This window comes from Burkholderia diffusa (assembly GCF_001718315.1).
Lineage (GTDB): Bacteria > Pseudomonadota > Gammaproteobacteria > Burkholderiales > Burkholderiaceae > Burkholderia > Burkholderia diffusa_B.
This window is the reverse complement of the sequence record NZ_CP013362.1, coordinates 2,841,599-2,863,585: the sequence shown is the minus strand read 5'-3', so window position 1 is coordinate 2,863,585 and position 21,987 is coordinate 2,841,599. Positions and strand designations below refer to the sequence as shown.

General features: G+C 66.2%; 21 protein-coding genes. 19 read left to right on the top strand and 2 right to left on the bottom strand.

Translation table 11 applies throughout. From position 1 onward, the window contains the following. The first annotated feature begins 57 nt into the window (after window positions 1–57). The 17 genes from WI26_RS13195 (at window position 58) to WI26_RS13115 (ending at window position 17,993) form a co-directional block, all read left to right on the top strand. Complete coding sequence (locus tag WI26_RS13195; RefSeq protein ID WP_059465769.1) at window positions 58–501, top strand: HIT family protein; 444 nt, start codon at window positions 58–60, stop codon at window positions 499–501. Next, window positions 498–911, top strand: coding sequence for a gamma-butyrobetaine hydroxylase-like domain-containing protein (locus tag WI26_RS13190; RefSeq protein ID WP_011886002.1), 414 nt, complete (start codon window positions 498–500; stop codon window positions 909–911). Before WI26_RS13195 ends, WI26_RS13190 begins: the two co-directional genes overlap by 4 nt. Window positions 912–963: 52 nt before the next feature. After that, the gene (ubiE, locus tag WI26_RS13185; RefSeq protein ID WP_044846838.1) at window positions 964–1,695 is read left to right on the top strand and encodes a bifunctional demethylmenaquinone methyltransferase/2-methoxy-6-polyprenyl-1,4-benzoquinol methylase UbiE; all 732 of its coding nucleotides are present in this window, start codon (window positions 964–966) and stop codon (window positions 1,693–1,695) included. A 41-nt stretch (window positions 1,696–1,736) separates the two neighbouring features. Next, the gene (locus WI26_RS13180; protein WP_069226142.1) at window positions 1,737–2,768 is read left to right on the top strand and encodes a Tim44 domain-containing protein; all 1,032 of its coding nucleotides are present in this window, start codon (window positions 1,737–1,739) and stop codon (window positions 2,766–2,768) included. 163 nt (window positions 2,769–2,931) lie between these two features. Continuing rightward, window positions 2,932–3,558, top strand: a complete 627-nt coding sequence (locus WI26_RS13175) for a ubiquinone biosynthesis accessory factor UbiJ (protein ID WP_060322223.1) — start codon at window positions 2,932–2,934, stop codon at window positions 3,556–3,558. 12 nt (window positions 3,559–3,570) lie between these two features. Next, on the top strand, window positions 3,571–5,148 hold the full coding sequence (gene ubiB, locus WI26_RS13170) for a ubiquinone biosynthesis regulatory protein kinase UbiB (protein ID WP_059465766.1): 1,578 nt from the start codon (window positions 3,571–3,573) through the stop codon (window positions 5,146–5,148). A 17-nt stretch (window positions 5,149–5,165) separates the two neighbouring features. Then, window positions 5,166–5,792 (top strand): methyltransferase domain-containing protein, encoded by a 627-nt coding sequence (locus WI26_RS13165; protein ID WP_069226141.1) that lies wholly within the window; start codon window positions 5,166–5,168, stop codon window positions 5,790–5,792. A gap of 95 nt (window positions 5,793–5,887) precedes the next feature. Next, window positions 5,888–6,211 carry an FmdB family zinc ribbon protein gene (locus tag WI26_RS13160; protein ID WP_059540070.1) on the top strand — a complete coding sequence of 108 codons (324 nt, stop codon included), beginning with the start codon at window positions 5,888–5,890 and terminating at the stop codon, window positions 6,209–6,211. 61 nt (window positions 6,212–6,272) lie between these two features. Next, window positions 6,273–6,923, top strand: a complete 651-nt coding sequence (locus WI26_RS13155; RefSeq protein ID WP_069226140.1) for a DUF502 domain-containing protein — start codon at window positions 6,273–6,275, stop codon at window positions 6,921–6,923. Between the two features lie 67 nt (window positions 6,924–6,990). Next, window positions 6,991–8,793 (top strand): aspartate--tRNA ligase, encoded by a 1,803-nt coding sequence (aspS, locus tag WI26_RS13150; RefSeq protein WP_059465762.1) that lies wholly within the window; start codon window positions 6,991–6,993, stop codon window positions 8,791–8,793. 156 nt (window positions 8,794–8,949) lie between these two features. Beyond that, window positions 8,950–9,444 carry a dihydroneopterin triphosphate diphosphatase gene (nudB, locus tag WI26_RS13145; protein ID WP_059465819.1) on the top strand — a complete coding sequence of 165 codons (495 nt, stop codon included), beginning with the start codon at window positions 8,950–8,952 and terminating at the stop codon, window positions 9,442–9,444. Beyond that, window positions 9,441–10,715, top strand: coding sequence for a cardiolipin synthase ClsB (clsB, locus tag WI26_RS13140; RefSeq protein ID WP_069226139.1), 1,275 nt, complete (start codon window positions 9,441–9,443; stop codon window positions 10,713–10,715). Before nudB ends, clsB begins: the two co-directional genes overlap by 4 nt. Before the next feature lie 199 nt (window positions 10,716–10,914). Beyond that, window positions 10,915–11,514 (top strand): TetR/AcrR family transcriptional regulator, encoded by a 600-nt coding sequence (locus WI26_RS13135; RefSeq protein ID WP_006751498.1) that lies wholly within the window; start codon window positions 10,915–10,917, stop codon window positions 11,512–11,514. Between the two features lie 58 nt (window positions 11,515–11,572). Next, a complete protein-coding gene (locus WI26_RS13130) occupies window positions 11,573–13,360 on the top strand; it encodes an acyl-CoA dehydrogenase C-terminal domain-containing protein (protein ID WP_069226138.1) in 1,788 nt (595 codons plus the stop codon). 113 nt (window positions 13,361–13,473) lie between these two features. Continuing rightward, the gene (locus WI26_RS13125) at window positions 13,474–15,909 is read left to right on the top strand and encodes a 3-hydroxyacyl-CoA dehydrogenase/enoyl-CoA hydratase family protein (RefSeq protein WP_069226137.1); all 2,436 of its coding nucleotides are present in this window, start codon (window positions 13,474–13,476) and stop codon (window positions 15,907–15,909) included. Window positions 15,910–15,935: 26 nt separating this feature from the next. Further along, window positions 15,936–17,135: an acetyl-CoA C-acyltransferase gene (locus WI26_RS13120; RefSeq protein WP_059465758.1), complete on the top strand. Its 1,200-nt coding sequence runs from the start codon at window positions 15,936–15,938 to the stop codon at window positions 17,133–17,135. A 90-nt stretch (window positions 17,136–17,225) separates the two neighbouring features. Then, window positions 17,226–17,993, top strand: coding sequence for an enoyl-CoA hydratase (locus WI26_RS13115; protein WP_069226136.1), 768 nt, complete (start codon window positions 17,226–17,228; stop codon window positions 17,991–17,993). 17 nt (window positions 17,994–18,010) lie between these two features. Here WI26_RS13115 and fdhD read toward each other — a convergent pair whose 3' ends face one another. Continuing rightward, on the bottom strand, window positions 18,011–18,841 hold the full coding sequence (gene fdhD, locus WI26_RS13110) for a formate dehydrogenase accessory sulfurtransferase FdhD (protein ID WP_167358003.1): 831 nt from the start codon (window positions 18,839–18,841) through the stop codon (window positions 18,011–18,013). Window positions 18,842–18,955: 114 nt separating this feature from the next. Between fdhD and WI26_RS13105 the strand changes: the two genes are divergently transcribed. Beyond that, on the top strand, window positions 18,956–19,438 hold the full coding sequence (locus WI26_RS13105) for a nitrate reductase associated protein (protein ID WP_069226135.1): 483 nt from the start codon (window positions 18,956–18,958) through the stop codon (window positions 19,436–19,438). A gap of 32 nt (window positions 19,439–19,470) precedes the next feature. Here the strand turns inward: WI26_RS13105 and WI26_RS13100 are convergent, their stop codons facing one another. Beyond that, window positions 19,471–19,866 carry an acyl-CoA thioesterase gene (locus tag WI26_RS13100; RefSeq protein WP_006485741.1) on the bottom strand — a complete coding sequence of 132 codons (396 nt, stop codon included), beginning with the start codon at window positions 19,864–19,866 and terminating at the stop codon, window positions 19,471–19,473. 174 nt (window positions 19,867–20,040) lie between these two features. Between WI26_RS13100 and WI26_RS13095 the strand changes: the two genes are divergently transcribed. Further along, window positions 20,041–21,912 (top strand): ABCB family ABC transporter ATP-binding protein/permease, encoded by a 1,872-nt coding sequence (locus WI26_RS13095; RefSeq protein ID WP_069226134.1) that lies wholly within the window; start codon window positions 20,041–20,043, stop codon window positions 21,910–21,912. The last annotated feature ends 75 nt before the right edge of the window (window positions 21,913–21,987 follow it).

Genomic DNA, 21,987 nt, shown 5'->3' with positions numbered 1-21,987 from the left:
GGGATGAGAGCGGGCGCCGGTGCATCAGCGCCGGCGCCCGTCCACATGGGAGCGACGATGGAATGCGTGTTTTGCCGTGAAGACGGCGGCGAGGTGCTCTGGCAGGACGATGCGCTGCGCGTCGTGCTCGCGACGGGCGAGCACGAATACCCGGGTTTCTGCCGGGTGATCTGGGGCGCGCACGTGGCCGAGTTCTCCGATCTCGGCGAGCCCGAACGGGCACATTTGATGCGCGTGGTGTACGCGGTGGAGCGGGCCGTGCGCCGCGTGATGCAGCCGAACAAGGTGAATCTCGCGAGCCTCGGCAACATGGTGCCGCACGTGCACTGGCACGTGATTCCGCGCTTCTCCAACGACGCCCATTTCCCGCAGCCCGTGTGGGCGCCGCGCCAGCGCAGCGTATCCGAGGCGCTGTTGCGCTCGCGCGCCGCGCAGGCCTCGCTGCTGCACAATGCGGTTCGCGAGGAAATTCAACGCATGACCGATTCGAGGCAGCCATGAGCGGTTTGACTTCCACGACGCCGATTCCGTCCGGCGTCGTCGTGCACGCGGTGTCGCGCGTGCTCGAATTGCAGTACCCGAACGGCGAAAGCTACCGGATCCCGTTCGAGCTGATGCGCGTATATTCGCCGTCGGCCGAGGTGCGCGGCCACGGGCCCGGCCAGGAGACGCTGCAGACGGGCAAGCGCGAGGTGACGATCACCGCGCTCGAGGGCGTGGGCAACTACGCGCTGCAGCCGACGTTCTCCGATGGCCATTCGACCGGCATCTATTCGTGGGATCTGCTGTACGAACTGGCGACGCAGCAGGACGCGCTGTGGCGCGACTATTTCGACAAACTGAAGGCGGCGGGCGTCGAGCGCGACGCGCCGATGCAGGCGGCTCCCGCGCCGCACGGCCACTGCCACTGAAATCGACGGCGCCCGCTCGGCGCCGTCTTGCCATTTACTGAGGATCAACGCGATGAGCAAAACCCACTTCGGCTTCGAAAGCGTCGAGGAAACCGAAAAAGCGAAGAAAGTGGCGGGCGTGTTCCATTCGGTCGCGAGCAACTACGATCTGATGAACGACCTGATGTCGGCCGGCATGCACCGCGCGTGGAAGGCGTTCACGATCGCGCAGGCGAATGTGCGCCCCGGCTTCAAGGTGCTCGACATCGCAGCCGGCACGGGCGACCTGACCAAGGCGTTCGCGAAGGCGGCGGGCCCGACGGGCGAGGTCTGGCACACCGACATCAACGAATCGATGCTGCGTGTCGGCCGCGACCGGCTGCTCGACAAGGGCATCGTGACGCCGTCGCTGCTGTGCGACGCCGAGAAAATTCCCTTTCCCGACAACTACTTCGATGTGGTCACGGTCGCGTTCGGGCTGCGCAACATGACGCACAAGGACGCCGCGCTCGCCGAGATGCGCCGCGTGGCGAAGCCCGGTGGCCGCGTGATGGTCCTCGAATTCTCGAAAGTCTGGGATCCGCTGAAAAAAGCGTACGATCTGTATTCTTTCAAAGTATTACCGTGGCTTGGCGACAAGTTCGCGAAAGATGCTGAAAGTTATCGGTATCTTGCGGAATCTATCCGGATGCATCCCGATCAGGACACGCTGAAGACGATGATGGAACAAGCGGGCCTCGATGCCGTCAAATATTACAATTTGTCAGGTGGCGTGGTAGCGTTACACCTAGGAACCAAGTACTAAGGGGTTCTTTCCATACATTCGCCTTACATCTGGAGAAGCTGATGTCCGAATCGCGTTCGCTGTTCAACCGTAGCAAGCCGTCGAAGCCGTGGGCTCGACGGGTCGGCACGCTGCTGATGGTCGGCCTGCTCACGGCCGGCACGTTCGCATCGCTCGACGCCGAAGCCCGGCGCATGGGCGGCGGGCGCAGCATCGGCCGTCAAAACTCCACCGTCACGCAGCGTCAGGCCACTCCGCCCGCGCAGCAGCCGATGCAGCAGGCTGCGCCGGCGCAGGCGCAGCGCGCGAACCCGGCCGCGCCGGCTCCGGCCGCGCAGCCGAACCGCTCGCGCTGGCTCGGGCCGATCGCCGGTCTCGCGGCCGGCCTCGGCATCGCAGCGCTGTTGTCGCACTTCGGCCTCGGCGGTGCATTCGCGAGCATGATGGCGAACGTCATTGTGATCGCCTTGCTCGCGATGGTCGGTATCTGGCTGATCCGCAAGTTCATGAACCGTCGCCGCCCGCACGAGCCGGCGTACTCGGTGGGCGGTTCGGCGTCGTCGTCGGGCAATTATTCGCAAAGCCCGTCGTTCCAGCAGGGTGCCGGCAGCAACTATGCGAGCAGCGGCAGCAGCTACGCGAACGAAGCGCAAGGCGTATTCGGTGGCGGCGCGACGGCTGCGGGCGCGGCCGGTGCGATGGCCGCTGCACCGTTGCAGGTGCCGGCCGGCTTCGACACCGAGGCGTTCCTGCGCAGCGCGAAGGTCTATTTCGTGCGGCTGCAGGCGGCTTGGGACCAGGGCAACCTGGCCGACATTCGCGAGTTCACGACGCCGGAAATGTTCGCCGAGATCAAGATCGACCTCGACTCGCGCGGCAACGAGGCGAACCAGACCGATGTCGTGCAGCTCGACGCGGAACTGGTCGCGATCGAGGATCGCGGCATCGAGCAGTCGGCGAGCGTGCGCTTCCACGGGCTGATCCGCGAATCGGCGAATGCGTCGGCGGCGCCGTTCGACGAGGTGTGGAACCTGTCGAAGTCGGGCAGTCAGGGCTGGTTGCTCGCGGGTATCCAGCAGCTCAACACGCACTGAGCGTGACCGGCGGCCGGCTTGCCGGCTGCCCGGGCGACGGCCGCCGCGCTGCGACCGCTTGCCGCCCGGGTGTGCGGTTGGCCGCGGTCTGCCGACGATCCGACGTTACAATAGAAACCCGCGTGGGCGCCCGGCCTGCGCGGGTTTTTTCTTTCCCAGCCCGATGACCTTTGCCGCCAAGCCTTTTGCTGCTGCTGTCAATCACCTGCTCGCGCGCGAATCGTGGGCGCGCGACCGCCTGATCCCCTATGCGGGCAAGACCGCCCGGCTCGACGTGCCGCCCGTCACGCTCACGCTGCTCGTGCAGCCCGATGGTTACCTGTCCGCGGTGGAAGCGCACGATGCGCAACACGTCGACGTGTCGATCGCACTCGCGGGCGACACCGTCGCCGCATTCCTGCAGGGCGGCCAGGCGGCCGTGATGAAGCACGTGAAGATCGACGGCGACGCGGAGTTCGCGACGCAGATCGCGAAGCTGGCCGAACACCTGCGCTGGGAACCTGAGGAAGATCTCGCGAAGCTGGTTGGCGACGCGGCGGCGCACCGGATCGCGACGGTCGTGCGCGACGCCGGCGCGCGCGCGCGCCGCACCGGCCGCAACGTGCTCGATTCCGTCGCCGAGTACTGGCTCGACGAGAATCCGCAAGTCGTCCGGCGCACCGCGCTCGGCGGCTTCGACGCCGAACTGGCGCGTGCGCGCGATGCGCTCGCGCGGATCGAGAAACGGGTCGAGCGACTCGAACAAAAAATCGGCGCGCGCGCGGGCTTCGGTCCACGCGGCGCGCACTGAGGGCCGCAGGGCATGCGCATTTTCCGTTTCATCAAGATTGTCTACACCGTCATCCGCTTTGGCCTCGACGAAGTGATGCTGTCGCGGATCGACGACCGGCGCGTGAAGCTGCTGTTGCGGATCACGACGATCGGCCGCCGCTATTCCGATCCGCCCGCCGTGCGGCTGCGTCACGCGCTCGAAAGCCTCGGCCCGATCTTCGTGAAGTTCGGCCAGGTGCTGTCGACGCGCCGCGACCTGCTGTCGGTCGATTTCGCGAACGAGCTCGCGAAGCTGCAGGACCAGGTGCCGCCGTTCGATTCGGCGGTCGCGATCGCGATCATCGAGAAGTCGCTCGGCGCCCCGGTCGACGAGCTGTTCGACGAATTCGAGCGCGAGCCGATCGCGAGCGCGTCGATCGCGCAGGTGCATTTCGCGAAGCTGAAGCAGGGCCAGCACGCGGGCAAGGCTGTCGCGGTCAAGGTGCTGCGCCCGAACATGCTGCCGGTGATCGATTCGGACCTCGCGCTGATGCGCGACATCGCGACGTGGACGGAGCGCATGTGGGCAGACGGCCGGCGCCTGAAGCCGCGCGAAGTCGTCGCCGAATTCGACAAGTACCTGCATGACGAGCTGGACCTGATGCGCGAGGCCGCGAACGGCAGCCAGCTGCGCCGCAACTTCGCTGGCCTCGACCTGCTGCTCGTGCCCGAGATGTTCTGGGATTTCTCGACGTCGCAGGTGCTCGTGATGGAGCGCATGACCGGTGTGCCGATCAGCCAGGTCGAGACGCTGCGCTCGGCCGGCGTCGACATCAAGAAGCTCGCGCGCGAAGGCGTCGAGATCTTCTTCACGCAGGTATTCCGCGACGGTTTCTTTCATGCGGACATGCACCCGGGCAACATCCAGGTGAGCCTCGATCCGAACACGTTCGGCCGCTATATCGCGCTCGATTTCGGGATCGTCGGCGCGTTGTCGGATTTCGACAAGAACTACCTCGCGCAGAACTTCCTCGCGTTCTTCAAGCGCGATTACCACCGCGTCGCCACGCTGCACCTCGAGTCGGGCTGGGTGCCGCCCGAGACGCGCGTCGAGGAGCTCGAAAGCGCGATCCGCGCGGTGTGCGAGCCCTATTTCGACCGCGCGCTGAAGGACATCTCGCTTGGCCAGGTGCTGATGCGCCTGTTCTCGACGTCGCGTCGTTTCAACGTCGAGATCCAGCCGCAGCTCGTGCTGCTGCAGAAGACGATGCTGAACGTCGAGGGGCTCGGTCGTTCGCTCGATCCCGAACTCGACCTGTGGAAGACGGCGAAGCCGTATCTCGAACGCTGGATGACCGAGCAGATCGGCCTGCGCGGCTGGTACGAGCGTTTCAAGGTCGAGGCGCCGCAGTGGAGCAAGACGCTGCCGCAACTGCCGCGCCTCATCCACCACGCGATGGCGGCGCGCCACGACGCGCCGCGCGCGGCGAGCGAGGACCTGATGCGTCAGATTCTCGTCGAGCAGAAACGTACGAACCGGCTGCTGCAGGCATTGTTGATCTTTGGCCTTGCCGTCGGCGTCGGGGCGCTCGTCGCGCGCGTGCTGCTCGCGCTCGCGTACGGCGCATGACCGAAGGGAGCCGAGCGATGTCCGAACCCAAACAACCGTCCGCGCCGAGCGCCGCCGATTTCGCGACACGCGACCCCGGAAACGCCGCGTTCTGGGACGAGCGTTTCGCGCGCGGTGTGACGCCATGGGATTTCGGCGGCGTGCCGGACGGGTTTCGCGCGTTCGCGCAGCGGCGCGAGCCGTGCGCGGTGCTGATTCCCGGCTGTGGCAGTGCGCAGGAAGCCGGCTGGCTCGCGCAGGCCGGCTGGCCCGTGCGCGCGATCGATTTCTCGGCGCAGGCGGTGGCGGCCGCGAAGGCGCAGCTCGGCGCGCATGCGGACGTCGTCGAGCAGGCTGATTTCTTCGCATACCAACCACCGTTCGACGTGCAGTGGGTGTACGAGCGCGCATTCCTGTGCGCGCTGCCGCCGAGCTTGCGCGCCGACTATGCGGCGCGGATGGCCGAATTGTTGCCGGCCGGCGCGTTGCTGGCCGGCTATTTTTTCGTGACGGCGAAACCGAAGGGGCCGCCGTTCGGCATCGAGCGCGCGGAACTCGAGGCGCTGCTCGCGCCGCACTTCGAACTGGTCGAGGATCTGCCGGTGACCGATTCGCTGGCCGTGTTCGAAGGGCACGAGCGCTGGCTCACGTGGCGCCGTCGCTGAAGCCCGGGCGTCGCGGCCGTTGCCGGAGCGCGCCGGGGTTTCGGCTATAATTCAAGGTTTTGCAAGCCGTTTCCAGTTTCTGCGGGAAAAATATCATGCCGATCTACGCCTATCGATGCGAAGCGTGCGGTTTCGCGAAGGACGTGCTCCAGAAGATGAGCGACGCGCCGCTGTCGCAGTGCCCCGAATGCGGGAAGGATGCTTTTCGCAAGCAGGTCACTGCCGCCGGCTTCCAGCTGAAGGGCTCGGGCTGGTATGTCACCGATTTCCGCGGTGGTTCGGGCGGCACCAGCGCGCCGGCGACGGCGTCCGGCGACACGGCGGCAGCACCGGCCGCCGCGCCCGCTGCCGCGAGCTCCGAAAGTACGACGACGAGCGCCGCGCCCGCCCCGGCTGCAGCGCCCGCCGCCAGCAGTTGACCGTCGCTGCCCGGCCGGGCAGCGACCAACCCGCGCTTCCGGCGCGGTTCATTGACGGCAGATGATGAAAAAGACGACCCTGAAATCGGTGTTCCTGACCGGCCTGCTGGTTCTCGTCCCGCTCGCGATCACGCTGTGGGTGCTCGGCCTCATCATCGGCACGATGGACCAGACGCTGCTGCTGTTGCCCGAATCGTGGCAACCGGAGCGGATGCTCGGCTTCCACCTGCCGGGGATCGGCGCGGTGCTGACGCTCGCGTTCATCTTTGTCGTCGGACTGGCCACGCAGAATTTCATCGGCCAGAAGCTCGTCACGTGGTGGAACGCGGTTGTGCGTCACATCCCGGTCGTCGGGCCGATCTACACGAGCGTCAAGCAGGTGTCGGACACGCTGTTGTCGAGCAGCGGCAACGCGTTCCGCAAGGCGCTGCTGATCGAATACCCGCGGCGCGGCTCGTATACGATCGCGTTTCTGACGGGTACGCCCGGCGGCGACGTGGTCAACCATCTGACGGAAGAGTACGTGAGCGTGTACGTACCCACGACGCCGAACCCGACGTCGGGCTTCTTCCTGATGCTGCCGAAGAGCGAAGTCATCGAACTCGACATGTCGGTCGATGCCGCGCTCAAGTACATCGTCTCGATGGGCGTCGTGGCGCCTCCGGCGCCGGCTCCGGCGCCCGCCCGCCGTCCCGTCGAGCCGCCGCTGTAAGTAAAGAATCATCGCCCGGGCCGCGCGTTGCGGCACCCGTTGATCAAACCGAACGAAAGCAAACATCATGTCGATGCGTACTGAATACTGCGGTCTCGTGACCGAACACCTGCTGGGCCAAACCGTGTCGCTGTGCGGCTGGGTGCAGCGCCGCCGCGATCACGGCGGTGTGATCTTCATCGACCTGCGCGATCGTGAAGGCCTCGTGCAGGTGGTGTGCGACCCGGATCGCGCGGAAATGTTCGCGACCGCCGAAGGCGTGCGCAACGAGTTCTGCGTGCAGATCAAGGGTCTCGTGCGCAACCGTCCGGAAGGCACGGTCAACACCGGCCTGAAGAGCGGCAAGATCGAAGTGCTGTGCCATGAGCTGATCGTCCTGAACGCGTCGATCACGCCGCCGTTCCAGCTCGACGACGACAACCTGTCGGAAACGACGCGCCTCACGCACCGCGTGCTCGACCTGCGCCGTCCGCAGATGCAGCACAACCTGCGCCTGCGCTATCGCGTCGCGATCGAAGCGCGCAAGTACCTCGACGAGCAGGGCTTCATCGACATCGAAACGCCGATGCTGACGAAGAGCACGCCGGAAGGCGCACGCGACTACCTCGTGCCGTCGCGCGTGAACGCGGGCCAGTTCTTCGCGTTGCCGCAGTCGCCGCAGCTGTTCAAGCAGCTGCTGATGGTCGCGAACTTCGACCGTTACTACCAGATCACCAAGTGCTTCCGCGACGAAGACCTCCGCGCCGACCGTCAGCCGGAATTCACGCAGATCGACTGCGAGACGTCGTTCCTCGGCGAGCAGGAGATCCGCGACCTGTTCGAAGACATGATCCGTCACATCTTCAAGACGACGATCGACGTCGAACTCGACGCGAAATTCCCGGTGATGCCGTACTCGGAAGCGATGGCGCGTTTCGGTTCGGACAAGCCGGACCTGCGCGTGCAACTCGAATTCACCGAGCTGACCGACGCGATGAAGGACGTCGACTTCAAGGTGTTCAGCACGCCGGCCAATGCGAAGGACGGCCGTGTCGCGGCGCTGCGCGTGCCGAAGGGCGGCGAGCTCTCGCGCGGCGACATCGACGGTTACACGGAATTCGTGCGCATCTACGGCGCGAAGGGCCTCGCATGGATCAAGGTCAACGAGAAGGCGAAGGGCCGCGACGGCTTGCAGAGCCCGATCGTCAAGAACCTGCACGACGCGTCGATCGCGGCGATCCTCGAGCGCACCGGTGCTGAAGACGGCGACATCATTTTCTTCGCGGCCGATCGCGCGAAGGTCGTCAACGATAGCCTCGGCGCACTGCGCCTGAAGATCGGCCATTCGGAATTCGGCAAGGCGAACGGCCTCGTCCAGGCCGGCTGGAAGCCGCTGTGGGTCGTCGACTTCCCGATGTTCGAATACGACGACGAAGACGCGCGCTACGTCGCCGCGCACCACCCGTTCACCAGCCCGAAGGACGAGCACCTCGAGTACCTCGAGACGGATCCGGGCCGTTGCCTCGCGAAGGCGTACGACATGGTGCTGAACGGCTGGGAAATCGGTGGCGGCTCGGTGCGTATCCATCGTGAGGAAGTGCAGAGCAAGGTGTTCCGCGCGCTGAAGATCGGTGCGGAAGAAGCGCAGCTCAAGTTCGGCTTCCTGCTGGACGCACTGCAGTACGGCGCGCCGCCGCACGGCGGTATCGCATTCGGCCTCGACCGCATCGTCACGATGATGGCCGGTGCCGACTCGATCCGCGACGTGATCGCGTTCCCGAAGACGCAGCGCGCGCAGGATCTGCTCACGCAGGCGCCGAGCCCGGTCGACGAGCGTCAGCTCCGCGAGCTGCACATCCGTCTGCGCCAGCCGGAACAGCCGAAGGCGTAACGCGTGCCACAGGTCGTGTGTGCGGCGACGCGTGCACGACATCCAGCGAAAAGGCGCCGTGGTGCGCCTTTTTCGTTTTTTGCGGTACAGTCGCAGCACTTGCCGCACGTTCGGGCACGGTGCCCGGCGCCCGGCCTTGTGCCGCATGAAACAAAGATGACGAAGCCGCCGAAAATCCCCGAATCCGTTCTCGTCGTGATCTACACGCCCGACCTCGACGTGCTGTTGATCAAGCGCGCCGACCAGCCCGATTTCTGGCAGTCGGTGACCGGATCGAAGGACGCGCTCGACGAGCCGCTCGCGCTCACGGCCGCACGCGAAGTCGCCGAGGAAACCGGCATCTCGGTCGGTACGCACGACGTGCCGGCCACCGCGCTGGTCGACTGGCACCACCGGATCGAATACAGCATCTATCCACAATATCTGCATCGCTATGCGCCGGGCGTCACGCGCAACGTCGAGCACTGGTTCGGCCTGTGCGTGCCGCGCCGCGTCGGCGTGACGCTGTCGCCGCGCGAGCACGTCGACCATGCGTGGCTGCCGTACCGTGAAGCGGCCGCGCGTTGCTTCTCGCCGTCGAACGCCGAAGCGATCCTGCAATTGCCCGTGCGCGTCTCGCTCGCGCGGGCGCCGCACGGCTCGTCCGCATGAATGCGGAGACCCGCAAGCGCTTCGCGCAATTGCGGCAGATGTTCCTGCAGGAGCGCGGCTCCGCGTCGCGGCTCGCGTTCACGGCCGGCAACACGGTGCGGCTTTGCGAGACCGGCAGCGAATTCTTCCACGCGCTGATCGAGCGGATCGATGCGGCGCGCGAGCAGGTGATGCTCGAAACTTACATCTTCTGCGACGACGCGGCCGGCCGTCCGGTGTCGGATGCGCTGATCCGCGCCGCGCAGCGCGGCGTGCGCGTGCGTGTGATCACCGACGGCGTCGGCACCGCGCGCCTGCCGCTGTTCGATACGTGGGTCGGCCCAGGCGTCGAGCACTGCATCTACAACCGCTACCTGTTCGGCCGCTTCGGCTTCTCGCGCACGCACCGCAAGCTCGCGGTGATCGATCATGCGGTCGCGTTCTGCGGCGGCATCAATATCGTCGACGACTACGCGCAGGGCAGCGCGACGCTGCCGTTCCCGCGCTGGGATTTCGCGGTCGAGATGGCCGGGCCGGCGGTGTCGGACGTGCGCGCCGCGTTCGAGCTGCAGTGGCACCGCATCCAGTTCGGCCACAAGCCGTACGCCCAGTACGCGGCCGGGCTGCACGGCGGCGAAGCGTTCCCGGATATGTTCCGGCGCTGGATGCGCAGCCACCGGTGGATCAAGGCCGGTGCGCTGCGGGTCGTGACGGAGCCGAGCGTCGCGTTCGTCGCGCGCGACAATGTCGTGAACCGCCGCGCGATCGAGAAGGCGTATCTCGCCGCGATCGGCCGGGCGCGCCAGCGGATCCTGCTCGCAAATCCGTATTTCATGCCGGGCCGCAAGCTGCGCCGCGCGCTGACGGGCGCCGCACGCCGCGGCGTCGACGTGCGGATCCTGATTGGCCGCAACGAGTTCACGGCGCTCGATACGGCCGTGCCGTTCCTGTATCACGCGCTGCTGCGCGCCGGCGTGCGCGTGGCGGAATACGACAAGACGATCCTGCACGGCAAGGTGGCGGTGATCGACGATAACTGGGCGACTGTCGGCTCGTCGAACCTGGACGCGCTGAGCCTGATGCTGAACAATGAGGCGAACGTCGTGCTGGTGCGCTACGATGCGGTCACCAACGAACTGCGCGATGCGATCGCGGCCGCCTTCTCCGAAGGCCGCGAAATCGACGCCGCGCGGTATGCCGCACGGCCGCGCATCGAGCGTATGCTGAACTGGCTCGCGTACAACACGTATCGCGTCGTGATGAAGGCGCTGACGGTCGGTGGTTACGACTGATACGGACTAAGCATTCGCTTCAAAAATCTGTCCGCACGTTCGTGCGGAAAAGCCGCTCCGGTCCCGCCGGAATCGCGCAAAATAGCGGCTCGGTTAGACACCGGTTTCTAATAATTTCCTTGTTTCGCGAGCGGCCGCACTCAATAATAGTACGGCCGTTCGATTTTATTCGAACCCCCGAACGGTTACAGAAATAGCTATGCGAAAAGGCGAACAGACGCGTGCCGCGATACTCGAAGCTGCTTTGGACCTCGCCAGCCGTGACGGGCTGGAGGGGCTGACGATCGGCCTGCTGGCCGAGCGCATGCAGATGAGCAAGAGTGGTGTGTTCGCGCACTTCGGATCGCGCGAGGACCTGCAGGTCGAGGTCGTCCGCGAGTATCACCATCGTTTCGAAAACGAGGTGTTCTTTCCGAGCCTGCGCGAGCCGCGAGGCTTGCCGCGCCTTCGGGCGATGCTGGCCCGCTGGACGGAGAAGCGCATCCAGGAGGTGACGACCGGATGCATCTACATCAGCGGCGCCGTCGAGTACGACGACCGGCCTGACAGCCCCGTGCGCGAGCAGTTGATCGCGAGCGTGACGGCCTGGCGTGCCGCGATGCTGCGTGCCATTTCGCAGGCGAAGGAAGAAGGCCATCTGCGTGCGGATACGGATCCGGACCTGATGCTCTTCGAGTTGTACAGCTTCACGCTCGGCCTGCATCACGACGCACGATTCCTGCATTCGCCGGATGCCGTGCGCCTCACATGGGCCGCGCTGGAAAAGACGATCGTTTCGTATCAGAGCGAGAGCCGTTAGCGGCGCGTGATCCGCCCGCCAGGAGCTCGAGCCGTTTTGCCCACCTTTGGAGAGAGTCATGGGACAGTACGCCGCGCCGCTGCGCGACATGCAATTCGTGTTGCACGAGCTTCTGAACGTCGAAGCCGAGGTCAAGCAAATGCCGCGGCATGCGGACCTCGACGCCGACACGATCAACCAGGTCCTCGAGGAAGCGGGCAAATTCTGCTCCGAGGTACTGTTCCCGCTGAACCAGATCGGCGACCGCGAAGGTTGCACGTATGAAGGCGACGGCGTCGTGAAGACCCCGACCGGCTTCAAGGAAGCGTATCAGCAGTACGTCGAGGCCGGCTGGCCGGCGCTCGGCTGCGATCCGGACTACGGCGGCCAGGGCCTGCCCGCGTTCGTGAACAACGCGCTCTACGAAATGCTGAACTCGGCGAACCAGGCATGGACGATGTATCCGGGCCTGTCGCATGGCGCCTACGAATGCCTGCACGCGCACGGCGCGCCGGAACTGCAGCAACGCTACCTGCCGAAGCTCGTGTCGGGCGAATGGACGGGCACGATGTGCCTGACCGAGCCGCACTGCGGCACCGATCTCGGCATCCTGCGCACCAAGGCCGAACCGAACGGCGACGGCTCGTACTCGATCAGCGGCACGAAGATCTTCATTTCGAGCGGCGAGCACGACATGTCGAAGAACATCATCCACCTCGTGCTCGCGCGCCTGCCGGACGCGCCGCAAGGCACGAAGGGGATCTCGCTGTTCATCGTGCCGAAATTCATTCCGGACGCTGCGGGCGAGCCGGGCGAGCGCAACGGCATCAAGTGCGGCTCGATCGAACACAAGATGGGCATCCACGGCAACTCGACGTGCGTGATGAACCTCGACAACGCGAAGGGCTGGATGGTCGGCGAGCCGAACAAGGGCCTCAACGCGATGTTCGTGATGATGAACGCCGCGCGTCTGGGCGTCGGCATGCAGGGCCTCGGCCTGACGGAAGTCGCGTACCAGAACTCGCTGACGTACGCGAAGGAGCGCCTGCAGATGCGCTCGCTGACGGGCCCGAAGGCACCGGACAAGCCGGCCGACCCGATCATCGTGCACCCGGACGTGCGTCGCATGCTGCTCACGCAGAAGGCGTACGCGGAAGGCGCGCGTGCGTTCACGTACTGGTCCGCGCTGCAGATCGACAAGGAGCTGTCGCACGCTGACGAAGCGGTGCGCAAGGAAGCGGCCGATCTCGTCGCGCTGCTCACGCCGATCATCAAGGCATTCCTGACCGACAACGCGTTCGAGTCGACCAACCATGCAATGCAGATCTACGGCGGTCACGGCTTCATCTCCGAGTGGGGCATGGAGCAGTACGTGCGCGACGCGCGGATCAACATGATCTACGAAGGCACGAACTCGATCCAGTCGCTCGACCTGCTGGGCCGCAAGGTGCTCGGCGACATGGGCGCGAAGCTGAAGAAGTTCGGCAAGCTCGTCACCGAATTCGCGGAAGCCGAAGGTGTGAAGCCGGAGATGGCCGAGTTCATCAACCCGCTCGCCGACATCGGCGACAAGGTGCAGAAGCTGACGATGGAAATCGGCATGAAGGCAATGCAGAACCCGGACGAAGTCGGCGCCGCCGCCGTGCCGTACCTGCGCACCGTCGGCCACCTGGTGTTCTCGTACTTCTGGGCGCGCATGGCGCGTCTCGCGCTCGACAAGGAAGCATCGGGCGACCCGTTCTACAAGTCGAAGCTCGCGACCGCCCGCTTCTATTTCGCGCGCCTGCTGCCCGAGACGGCGGCGACGATCCGCGCCGCGCGCGCCGGTTCGAAGACGCTGATGGAAGTCGACGAATCGCTGTTCTGACGCGAGTCCGGGCGGTGCGCGTCGCGCGCCGCCCGAACGCAACGGTTCCTGGTACTCACTTCGCCGTGCAGCCCACACAACCCGCGCTGCACGACATTATCCGGAGACATCCCGTGAGCAATTTCCTGATTCGCAAGGTCGCCGTGCTGGGCGCCGGCGTGATGGGCGCGCAGATCGCCGCGCATCTCGTCAACGCGCGCGTGCCGGTGCTGCTGTTCGACCTGCCGGCCAAGGAAGGCCCGAAAAACGCGATCGCGCTGAAGGCGATCGAAAACCTGAAGAAGCTGTCGCCCGCGCCGTTCGGCGTGAAGGACGACGCGAAATACCTCGAAGCAGCGAACTACGAAGACGACATCGCGAAGCTCGCCGAGTGCGACGTCGTGATCGAGGCGATCGCCGAGCGGATGGACTGGAAGCACGACCTGTACAAGAAGGTCGCGCCGCACATCGCACCGAATGCGATCTTCGCGACCAACACGTCGGGCCTGTCGATCACGAAGTTGTCCGAAGGTTTCTCGGACGAACTGAAGGCGCGCTTCTGCGGCGTGCACTTCTTCAACCCGCCGCGCTACATGCATCTCGTCGAGCTGATCCCGACCGCGCATACGCGTCCGGAGATCCTCGACCAGCTCGAGACCTTCCTGACGAGCATCGTCGGCAAGGGCGTCGTGCGAGCGAAGGACACGCCGAACTTCATCGCGAACCGCGTCGGCATCTTCTCGATCCTCGCGGTGATCACCGAGGCCGCGAAATTCGGCCTGCGCTTCGACGAAGTCGACGACCTGACGGGCAGCCGCCTCGGCCGCGCGAAGTCGGCGACGTTCCGCACCGCGGACGTAGTCGGCCTCGACACGATGGCGCACGTGATCAAGACGATGCAGGACAACCTCGCCGACGATCCGTTCTTCCCGGTCTACCAGACGCCAGCCGTGCTCGCCGAGCTGGTGAAGCAGGGCGCGCTCGGCCAGAAGACGGGCGGCGGTTTCTACAAGAAGGAAGGCAAGGCGATCAAGGTGCTCGACGCGAAGACGGGCACCTACGTCGATTCGGGCGCGAAGGCGGACGAAACCGTCGGCCGCATCCTGAAGCGCCCGCCGGCGGAGCGCCTGAAGCTGCTGCGCGAAACGAACCATCCGCACGCGCAGTTCCTGTGGTCGATCTTCCGCGACGTGTTCCACTACATCGGCGTGCATCTCGAGTCGATCGCCGACAACGCGCGCGACGTCGATCTCGCGATCCGCTGGGGCTTCGGCTGGAATGAAGGCCCGTTCGAAGGCTGGCAGGCCGCCGGCTGGAAGCAGGTCGCCGAGTGGGTGCAGGAAGACATCGCGGCCGGCAAGGCGCTCGCGAACGTGCCGCTGCCGTCGTGGGTTCTCGAAGGCCCGGTTGCCGAGAAGGGCGGTGTGCACACGGCCGAAGGCTCGTGGGCGCCGGCGTCGAAGCGCTTCGTGCCGCGTTCCGATCTCGCCGTCTACGACAGGCAGGTGTTCCGCGCGCCGCTGCTCGGTGAAGCGGGCGCCGATCCGAGGACGTACGGCAAGACGCTGTTCGAGACCGACGCGGTGCGTGCATGGGTCGACGATCGTGCAGGTGAAGACGACGTCGTGATCGTATCGTTCAAGTCGAAGATGAACACGATCGGGCCGAGCGTGATCGACGGCCTCGTGCAGGCGATCGAACTCGCGGAGAAGGACTACAAGGGCGTGGTGATCTGGCAGCCGACGTCGCTGAAGCTCGGCACACCGGGCGGCCCGTTCTCGGCCGGTGCGAACCTCGAAGAGGCGATGCCCGCGTTCATGATGGGCGGCGCGAAGGGCATCGAGCCGTTCGTGAAGAAATTCCAGGAAGGCATGCTGCGCGTCAAGTACGCGAACGTGCCGGTCGTTGCGGCCGTGTCGGGCATCGCGCTCGGCGGCGGGTGCGAGCTGATGCTGCACAGCGCGAAGCGCGTCGTGCACGTCGAGAGCTACATCGGTCTCGTCGAAGTGGGCGTCGGCCTCGTGCCGGCGGGCGGCGGGCTGAAGGAAGCGGCGCTGCGCGCGGCGGATGCGGCAACGGCCGCGAACGCGACCACCGACATCCTGAAGTTCGTCACGAAGTCGTTCGAGAACGCGGCGATGGCAAAGGTATCGTCGTCGGCGCACGATGCACGCGCGATGGGCTACCTGAAGCCGTCCGACACGATCATCTTCAACGTGTTCGAGCTGCTCGATACCGCGAAGAAGGAAGCACGCGCGCTGGCGGCCGTCGGCTACCGTGCGCCGCTGCGCGCGAAGGACGTGCCGGTCGCGGGCCGCTCGGCCATCGCGACGATCAAGGCATCGCTCGTCAACATGCGTGACGGCCGCTTCATCAGCGACCACGACTTCCTGATCGCGAGCCGCATCGCCGAAGCCGTGTGCGGCGGCGACGTCGAAGCCGGCAGCCTCGTCGACGAGCAATGGCTGCTCGCGCTCGAGCGCCGCGCATTCGTCGAGCTGCTCGGCACGCAGAAGACGCAGGAACGGATCATGGGCATGTTGCAGACCGGCAAGCCGGTGCGTAACTGAGCGAGCGACAAGGCAAGGAGTCTGAAATGAGCAAACAACTGCAAGACGCATACATCGTCGCCGCAAGCCGCACCCCGATCGGCAAGGCTCCGCGCGGTGTCTTCAAGAACACGCGCCCCGACGAGCTGCTGGTTCACGCGATCAAGTCGGCGGTCGCGCAGGTGCCCGGCCTCGACACGAAGGTGATCGAGGACGCGATCATCGGCTGCGCGATTCCGGAAGCCGAGCAGGGCTTGAACGTTGCGCGCATGGGCGCGCTGCTCGCGGGTCTGCCGCAGACGGTCGGCGGCGTGACGGTCAACCGCTTCTGCGCGTCGGGCATCACGGCGCTGGCGATGGCGGCGGACCGCATTCGCGTCGGCGAATCGGACGCGTTGCTCGCGGGCGGCTGCGAATCGATGAGCATGGTGCCGATGATGGGCAACAAGCCGTCGATGTCGCCGCACATCTTCGATCGCAGCGAGGATTTCGGCATCGCATACGGAATGGGCTTGACCGCCGAGCGCGTCGCCGAGCAGTGGAAGGTGAGCCGCGAAGACCAGGACGCGTTCTCTGTCGAGTCGCACCGCAAGGCGCTCGCCGCGCAGCAGGCCGGCGAGTTCGGCGACGAAATCGCCGCGTACACGATCACCGAGCGTTTCCCGAACCTCGCGACCGGGGAAGTCGACGTGACGACGCGGGAGATCAAGCTGGACGAAGGCCCGCGCGCGGACACGTCGCTCGAAGGCCTCGCGAAGCTGCGCACGGTGTTCGCGAACAAGGGCTCGGTCACGGCCGGCAACAGCTCGCAGACGTCGGACGGCGCGGGCGCGCTGCTGGTCGTATCGGAGAAGGTGCTCAAGGAATTCAACCTGACGCCGCTCGCGCGCTTCGTGAGCTTCGCGGTGCGCGGCGTGCCGCCGGAAATCATGGGCATCGGGCCGAAGGAAGCGATCCCGGCCGCGCTGAAGGCCGCCGGCCTGAAGCAGGACGACCTCGACTGGATCGAGCTGAACGAGGCATTCGCCGCGCAATCGCTGGCGGTGATCCGCGATCTCGGCCTCGACCCGTCGAAGGTCAACCCGGTCGGCGGCGCGATCGCGCTGGGCCACCCGCTCGGCGCGACCGGCGCAATCCGTGCGGCGACCGTCGTGCACGGCCTGCGCCGCCGCAACCTGAAGTACGGGATGGTCACGATGTGCGTCGGCACCGGCATGGGCGCGGCGGGCATCATCGAACGCCTGTAAGCGGAGCGGGACAGTAGCGATCACGGTGCGCGAGCCACGAGCTTGCGCACCGTTTTTCATTCCGGAAGAGGAAAGTCAAAGGAGACGGATGTGGCCGAAATTCAAGTGGAGCGCGCCGACGGCGTGATGACGATCACGATCGCGCGCCCGGCGAAGAAGAACGCGCTGACGGCGGCGATGTACCAGACGATGGCCGATGCGCTCGCCGACGCGCAGGAGGACAAGGCAGTCCGCGTGATCGTGCTGCGCGGCAGCGACGGCAACTTCAGCGCGGGCAACGATCTCGAGGATTTCCTGAAGTCGCCGCCGAAGGACGAGAACGCGTCGGTATTCCAGTTTCTCGCACGCATCAGCGGCGCAGCCAAGCCGATCGTCGCCGTGGTGCCCGGCATCGCGGTCGGCGTCGGCGTGACGATGCTGCTGCACTGCGATCTCGTCTACGCGGCCGACACCGCCGCATTCTCGCTGCCGTTCGCGCAGCTCGGGCTGTGCCCGGAAGCCGCATCGAGCGTGCTGCTGCCGCGTTTGGCCGGCCATCAGGTCGCCGCCGAGAAGCTGCTGCTCGGCGAAGCGTTCGACGCGCTGGAAGCGCACCGCATCGGCATCGTCAACCGGGTGCTGCCGGCCGCCGAGCTCGACGCATTCGCGGCGAAGCAGGCCGCGAAACTCGCGGCGCTGCCGGCGTCGTCGCTGCGCGTGACGAAGGCGCTCTTGAAGGAGACGGGCAGGGTGGGCGTTGCCGCGCGGATGAAGGAGGAGGCCGGGCACTTCTCGGCAATGCTGCGCGCGCCGGAAGCACGCGAGGCGATGACCGCATTCTTCGAGAAGCGCAAGCCGGATTTCCGTCAGTTTGACTGACGGAGCGGCCTGCCAGCTCAGGCCGTGCCGTAATCGACGTGGCCGGTTTCCCGGCAGAAACTGACCAGGCGCAGGCCGGCCGCCTTCGCGATCTCGATCGCGAGCGACGACGGCGCGGAGATCGTCGCGACCATCGGGATCCCAACCCGCGCCGACTTGCGCACGAGCTCGTAGCTCGCGCGGCTCGACAGGAACACGAAGCCGTCGGTCGCGTCGGCACGCGCGAGCACGAGCGAGCCGATCAGCTTGTCGAGCGCGTTGTGGCGGCCGACATCCTCGAACGCCATCCGGATCGCGCCTGTTGCGTCGCACCACGCGGCCGCATGCAGGCCGCCGGTGAGGCGCGTGAGCGCCTGGTGCACCGGCAGCGCGTGCGCCGCGCGCGCGAGCGCGTCGGGCGCGAGGCGCGCGAGAAAGCCGGTGTCGGGCACCCGCTCGGGCGCGAGATCGAGCAGGTCGATGCTCTCGATCCCGCACACGCCGCAGCCGGTGCGGCCCGCGAGCGCGCGGCGGCGGTCCTTCAGCGCGGCGAACGCCTGCTGGACGACCTCCAGATGCACCTCCGCGTGCGGCAGCGGCGCGTCGGCGTGCAGGATCACCTCGATGTCCTTGATGTCGCTGCCGCGTTCGACAATCCCTTCCGAGATAGCAAAGCCGACCGCGAACGCCTCCAGGTCGCGCGGCGTGCACATCATCACCGCATGCGAGATGCCGTTGAACACGAGCGCGACCGGCCATTCCTGGCCGACATAGTCGTGCGCGGTTTCGACGGCGCCGCCGCGCGTGCGGCGCACGGACAGCTCGATCGCGCCGCGCGGTTCTTCTGTTTCAGTCGGATTCACCAGCACTCCCGTTGATTCGAGGCATGGGCGGCGACGATCGCGTCCGCCGCTCGCGCGCAGAGGTTCTAAAATACCTCAGGCAGGCCGGCCGCGCCGGCATCCGCCACTCAGGTAACGACCATGGGACTCAGCGACGCTCCGCTGCTATTCAATTTCGAACACGAATCGTCGGAAAACCTGACGTACATTCCGATGATCGTGCGTTTCAATCTCGACCGTTTCGGTCTGCGGATTTCCCTGGAGCAGTGGCAATTGCTGCCGCTCGAGGACCGCAAGCTGCTCGCGCGCTTTCCGGCCGACGACGACACCGCGATCGAGCCCAATTTCGATCACGCGCTATTCGAAATGCTGCGCACGCACGCCGACCTCGAACCGTCCTGGTTCCAGCCGGACGAGCAGCCGAGCTGGCGCGCGACCGACTCGGTGCCGGATGCGCTCGTGCAGCAGAGCGCGCTGGCCGGGCTGCCGGCGCCCGCGCTCGCGCAGTGGCAGCGGCTCGCGCCGTTCCAGCGCTACGTGCTGATGAAGCTGTCGCGCAAGCCGACGCTCAATCACGACTTCCTGCCCGCGATGCGGGAGTTCGGGCTGACGGCCACGCACTGACGGGCCGCGTGCGCTGCCGCTGCGCGCGGGGATCAGAGCGGCGGCAGCTGCCGCGGCTTGCGATCGGGGCCGGTCGCGACGTAGGTGAGCGTCGCTTCGGTGACCTTCACGACTTCGCCCATCAGGCGCATGCGTTGCGCGTACACCTCGACGTCGACCGTGATCGACGTGTTGCCGGTGCGCATGATGGTCGCGTAGAAGCTGAGCAGATCGCCCACGAACACCGGCTGCTTGAACACGAACGAATTGACCGCGACCGTCGCGACACGGCCGTTCGCGCGCTGGCTCGCGGGGATCGAGCCGGCGATGTCGACCTGCGACATGATCCAGCCGCCGAACACGTCGCCGTGGACGTTCGCGTCGTGCGGTTGCGGGACGACGCGCAGCGCGGGCTGCTTTTGCGGAAGTTCGAGGGTCGAATCGGTCATGGCGGGGGCTTTCATCCTATAATAAATGCGCCACCACGCGCAGGCCGGCCGGCGAGGCCGCCGGCAGCGGCGCGTAGCGGCTTCTGCGACAATACAACGTTCGCAAATTGTACGAGAAAGCGGGCGAGCCGGCCGTCGGAGCAACGCGTGCCGCATCGCCGCCGATCCTCCCCCATGCGCCGATATTCCGCTTCCGGCGAGCCCGCGCCGGCTCCCACCGGGCCTCGCAACGACTGGCAGACCATCCGGTCGCTGCTGCCGTACCTGGCCACCTACAAATGGCGTGTCGCGCTTGCGCTCGGCTGCCTGATCGGCGCGAAGGTCGCGAACCTCGGCGTGCCGGTCGTGATGAAGCGCATCGTCGATCACCTGTCGGCCGTGCAGCAGCTCACCGCGCTCGGCAGGGCGGAGCAGTCGGCCGGTATCGTGCTCGCGGGCGGCGTCGGCCTGCTGGTCGTCGCGTATGCGCTCGTGAGGCTGTCGACGTCGCTCTTCACCGAGCTGCGCGAGATCCTGTTCTCGAAGGTGACCGAGAGCGCGGTGCGCCAGCTTGCGCTGCAGGTGTTCCGGCATCTGCACGGGCTGTCGCTGCGCTTCCATCTCGAGCGCCAGACGGGCGGCATGTCGCGCGACATCGAGCGCGGCACGCGCGGCATCCAGCAACTGATTTCCTATTCGCTGTACAGCATCCTGCCGACGCTCGTCGAGGTCGGGCTCGTGCTCGGCTTCTTCGTGGTCAAGTACGACGCGTACTACGCGTACGTGACGTTCGCGGCGCTGGTCACGTACATCGTGTTCACCGTAAAGGTCACCAACTGGCGCACGCACTTTCGCCGCACGATGAACGAACTCGATTCGCGCGCGAACTCGCGAGCGGTCGATTCGCTGATCAACTACGAGACGGTGAAGTACTTCGGCAACGAGGAGTGGGAGGCGCAGCGCTACGACGAGAACCTGAAGCGCTACCGCAAGGCCGCGATCCGCTCGCAGAATTCGCTGTCGGTGCTGAACTTCGGCCAGCAGGCGATCATCGGCACAGGGCTCGTGTTCATCCTGTGGCGCGCGACGCAGGGCGTGCTGGCCGGCAAGCTGACGCTCGGCGATCTCGTGCTGATCAACACGTTCATGCTGCAGTTGTACATCCCGCTGAATTTTCTCGGCGTCGTGTATCGCGAACTGAAGCAGAGCCTCACCGACATGGACCGCATGTTCGGGCTGCTGTCGGCCGCGAAGGAAGTCGCGGACGCGCCCGACGCGCGGCCGCTCGCGGTGGCGGGCGCGCAGGTTCGTTTCGAGCACGTGAACTTCGCGTACGAGGCGTCGCGGCAGATCCTGCACGACGTGACGTTTACGATCGACGCGGGCACCACGACCGCCGTGGTCGGTCACAGCGGGTCGGGCAAGTCGACGCTGTCACGGCTGCTGTTCCGCTTCTACGATCTCGACCGGCAGACAGGCGGCGCAATCCGGATCGACGGCCAGGACATTCGCGACGTCACGCAAGACTCCCTGCGCGCATCGATCGGGATCGTGCCGCAGGACACCGTGCTGTTCAACGACTCGATCTACTACAACATCGCGTACGGCCGGCCGACCGCGAGCCGCGACGAAGTGATCGCGGCCGCGCGCGCCGCGCACATCCACGACTTCATCGAGAGCCTGCCGAAGGGCTATGACACGCCGGTCGGCGAGCGCGGGCTGAAGCTGTCGGGCGGCGAGAAGCAGCGCGTCGCGATTGCGCGCACGCTGTTGAAGGATCCGCCGGTGCTGCTGTTCGACGAGGCGACGTCGGCGCTCGACTCGCGCTCGGAGCGCGCGATCCAGCACGAACTCGACCAGATTGCGCGGCACCGCACGACGCTCGTGATCGCGCACCGGCTGTCGACGGTCGTGCATGCGCAGCAGATTCTCGTGATGGATCACGGGCGAATCGTCGAGCGCGGCACGCACCACGAACTCGTGCGCGCGGACGGGCTGTATGCGCAGATGTGGGCGCTGCAGCAGCAGCGCGCGGCGGCGGGCGGGGAAGCGGCCGAGGCCGCGTGAGCGTGGATGCCGCGCAGGGCGGTGCGGGAACGGTTGGTTCGCCGGTCGTTCGGCATTGGCGGCGTTGGGCGGTCA

Bases quoted from the DNA above. Each gene is read 5' to 3' on its own strand.
- clsB (WP_069226139.1), top strand. From the start codon at position 9,441: ATGAATGCGGAGACCCGCAAGCGCTTCGCGCAATTGCGGCAGATGTTC.
- WI26_RS13135 (WP_006751498.1), top strand. From the start codon at position 10,915: ATGCGAAAAGGCGAACAGACGCGTGCCGCGATACTCGAAGCTGCTTTG.
- WI26_RS13180 (WP_069226142.1), top strand. From the start codon at position 1,737: ATGTCCGAATCGCGTTCGCTGTTCAACCGTAGCAAGCCGTCGAAGCCG.
- ubiE (WP_044846838.1), top strand. From the start codon at position 964: ATGAGCAAAACCCACTTCGGCTTCGAAAGCGTCGAGGAAACCGAAAAA.
- WI26_RS13160 (WP_059540070.1), top strand. From the start codon at position 5,888: ATGCCGATCTACGCCTATCGATGCGAAGCGTGCGGTTTCGCGAAGGAC.
- aspS (WP_059465762.1), top strand. From the start codon at position 6,991: ATGTCGATGCGTACTGAATACTGCGGTCTCGTGACCGAACACCTGCTG.
- ubiB (WP_059465766.1), top strand. From the start codon at position 3,571: ATGCGCATTTTCCGTTTCATCAAGATTGTCTACACCGTCATCCGCTTT.
- WI26_RS13155 (WP_069226140.1), top strand. From the start codon at position 6,273: ATGATGAAAAAGACGACCCTGAAATCGGTGTTCCTGACCGGCCTGCTG.
- WI26_RS13095 (WP_069226134.1), top strand. From the start codon at position 20,041: ATGCGCCGATATTCCGCTTCCGGCGAGCCCGCGCCGGCTCCCACCGGG.
- WI26_RS13120 (WP_059465758.1), top strand. From the start codon at position 15,936: ATGAGCAAACAACTGCAAGACGCATACATCGTCGCCGCAAGCCGCACC.
- WI26_RS13165 (WP_069226141.1), top strand. From the start codon at position 5,166: ATGTCCGAACCCAAACAACCGTCCGCGCCGAGCGCCGCCGATTTCGCG.
- WI26_RS13195 (WP_059465769.1), top strand. From the start codon at position 58: ATGGAATGCGTGTTTTGCCGTGAAGACGGCGGCGAGGTGCTCTGGCAG.
- WI26_RS13130 (WP_069226138.1), top strand. From the start codon at position 11,573: ATGGGACAGTACGCCGCGCCGCTGCGCGACATGCAATTCGTGTTGCAC.
- WI26_RS13105 (WP_069226135.1), top strand. From the start codon at position 18,956: ATGGGACTCAGCGACGCTCCGCTGCTATTCAATTTCGAACACGAATCG.
- nudB (WP_059465819.1), top strand. From the start codon at position 8,950: ATGACGAAGCCGCCGAAAATCCCCGAATCCGTTCTCGTCGTGATCTAC.
- WI26_RS13190 (WP_011886002.1), top strand. From the start codon at position 498: ATGAGCGGTTTGACTTCCACGACGCCGATTCCGTCCGGCGTCGTCGTG.
- WI26_RS13100 (WP_006485741.1), bottom strand. From the start codon at position 19,866: ATGACCGATTCGACCCTCGAACTTCCGCAAAAGCAGCCCGCGCTGCGC.
- WI26_RS13175 (WP_060322223.1), top strand. From the start codon at position 2,932: ATGACCTTTGCCGCCAAGCCTTTTGCTGCTGCTGTCAATCACCTGCTC.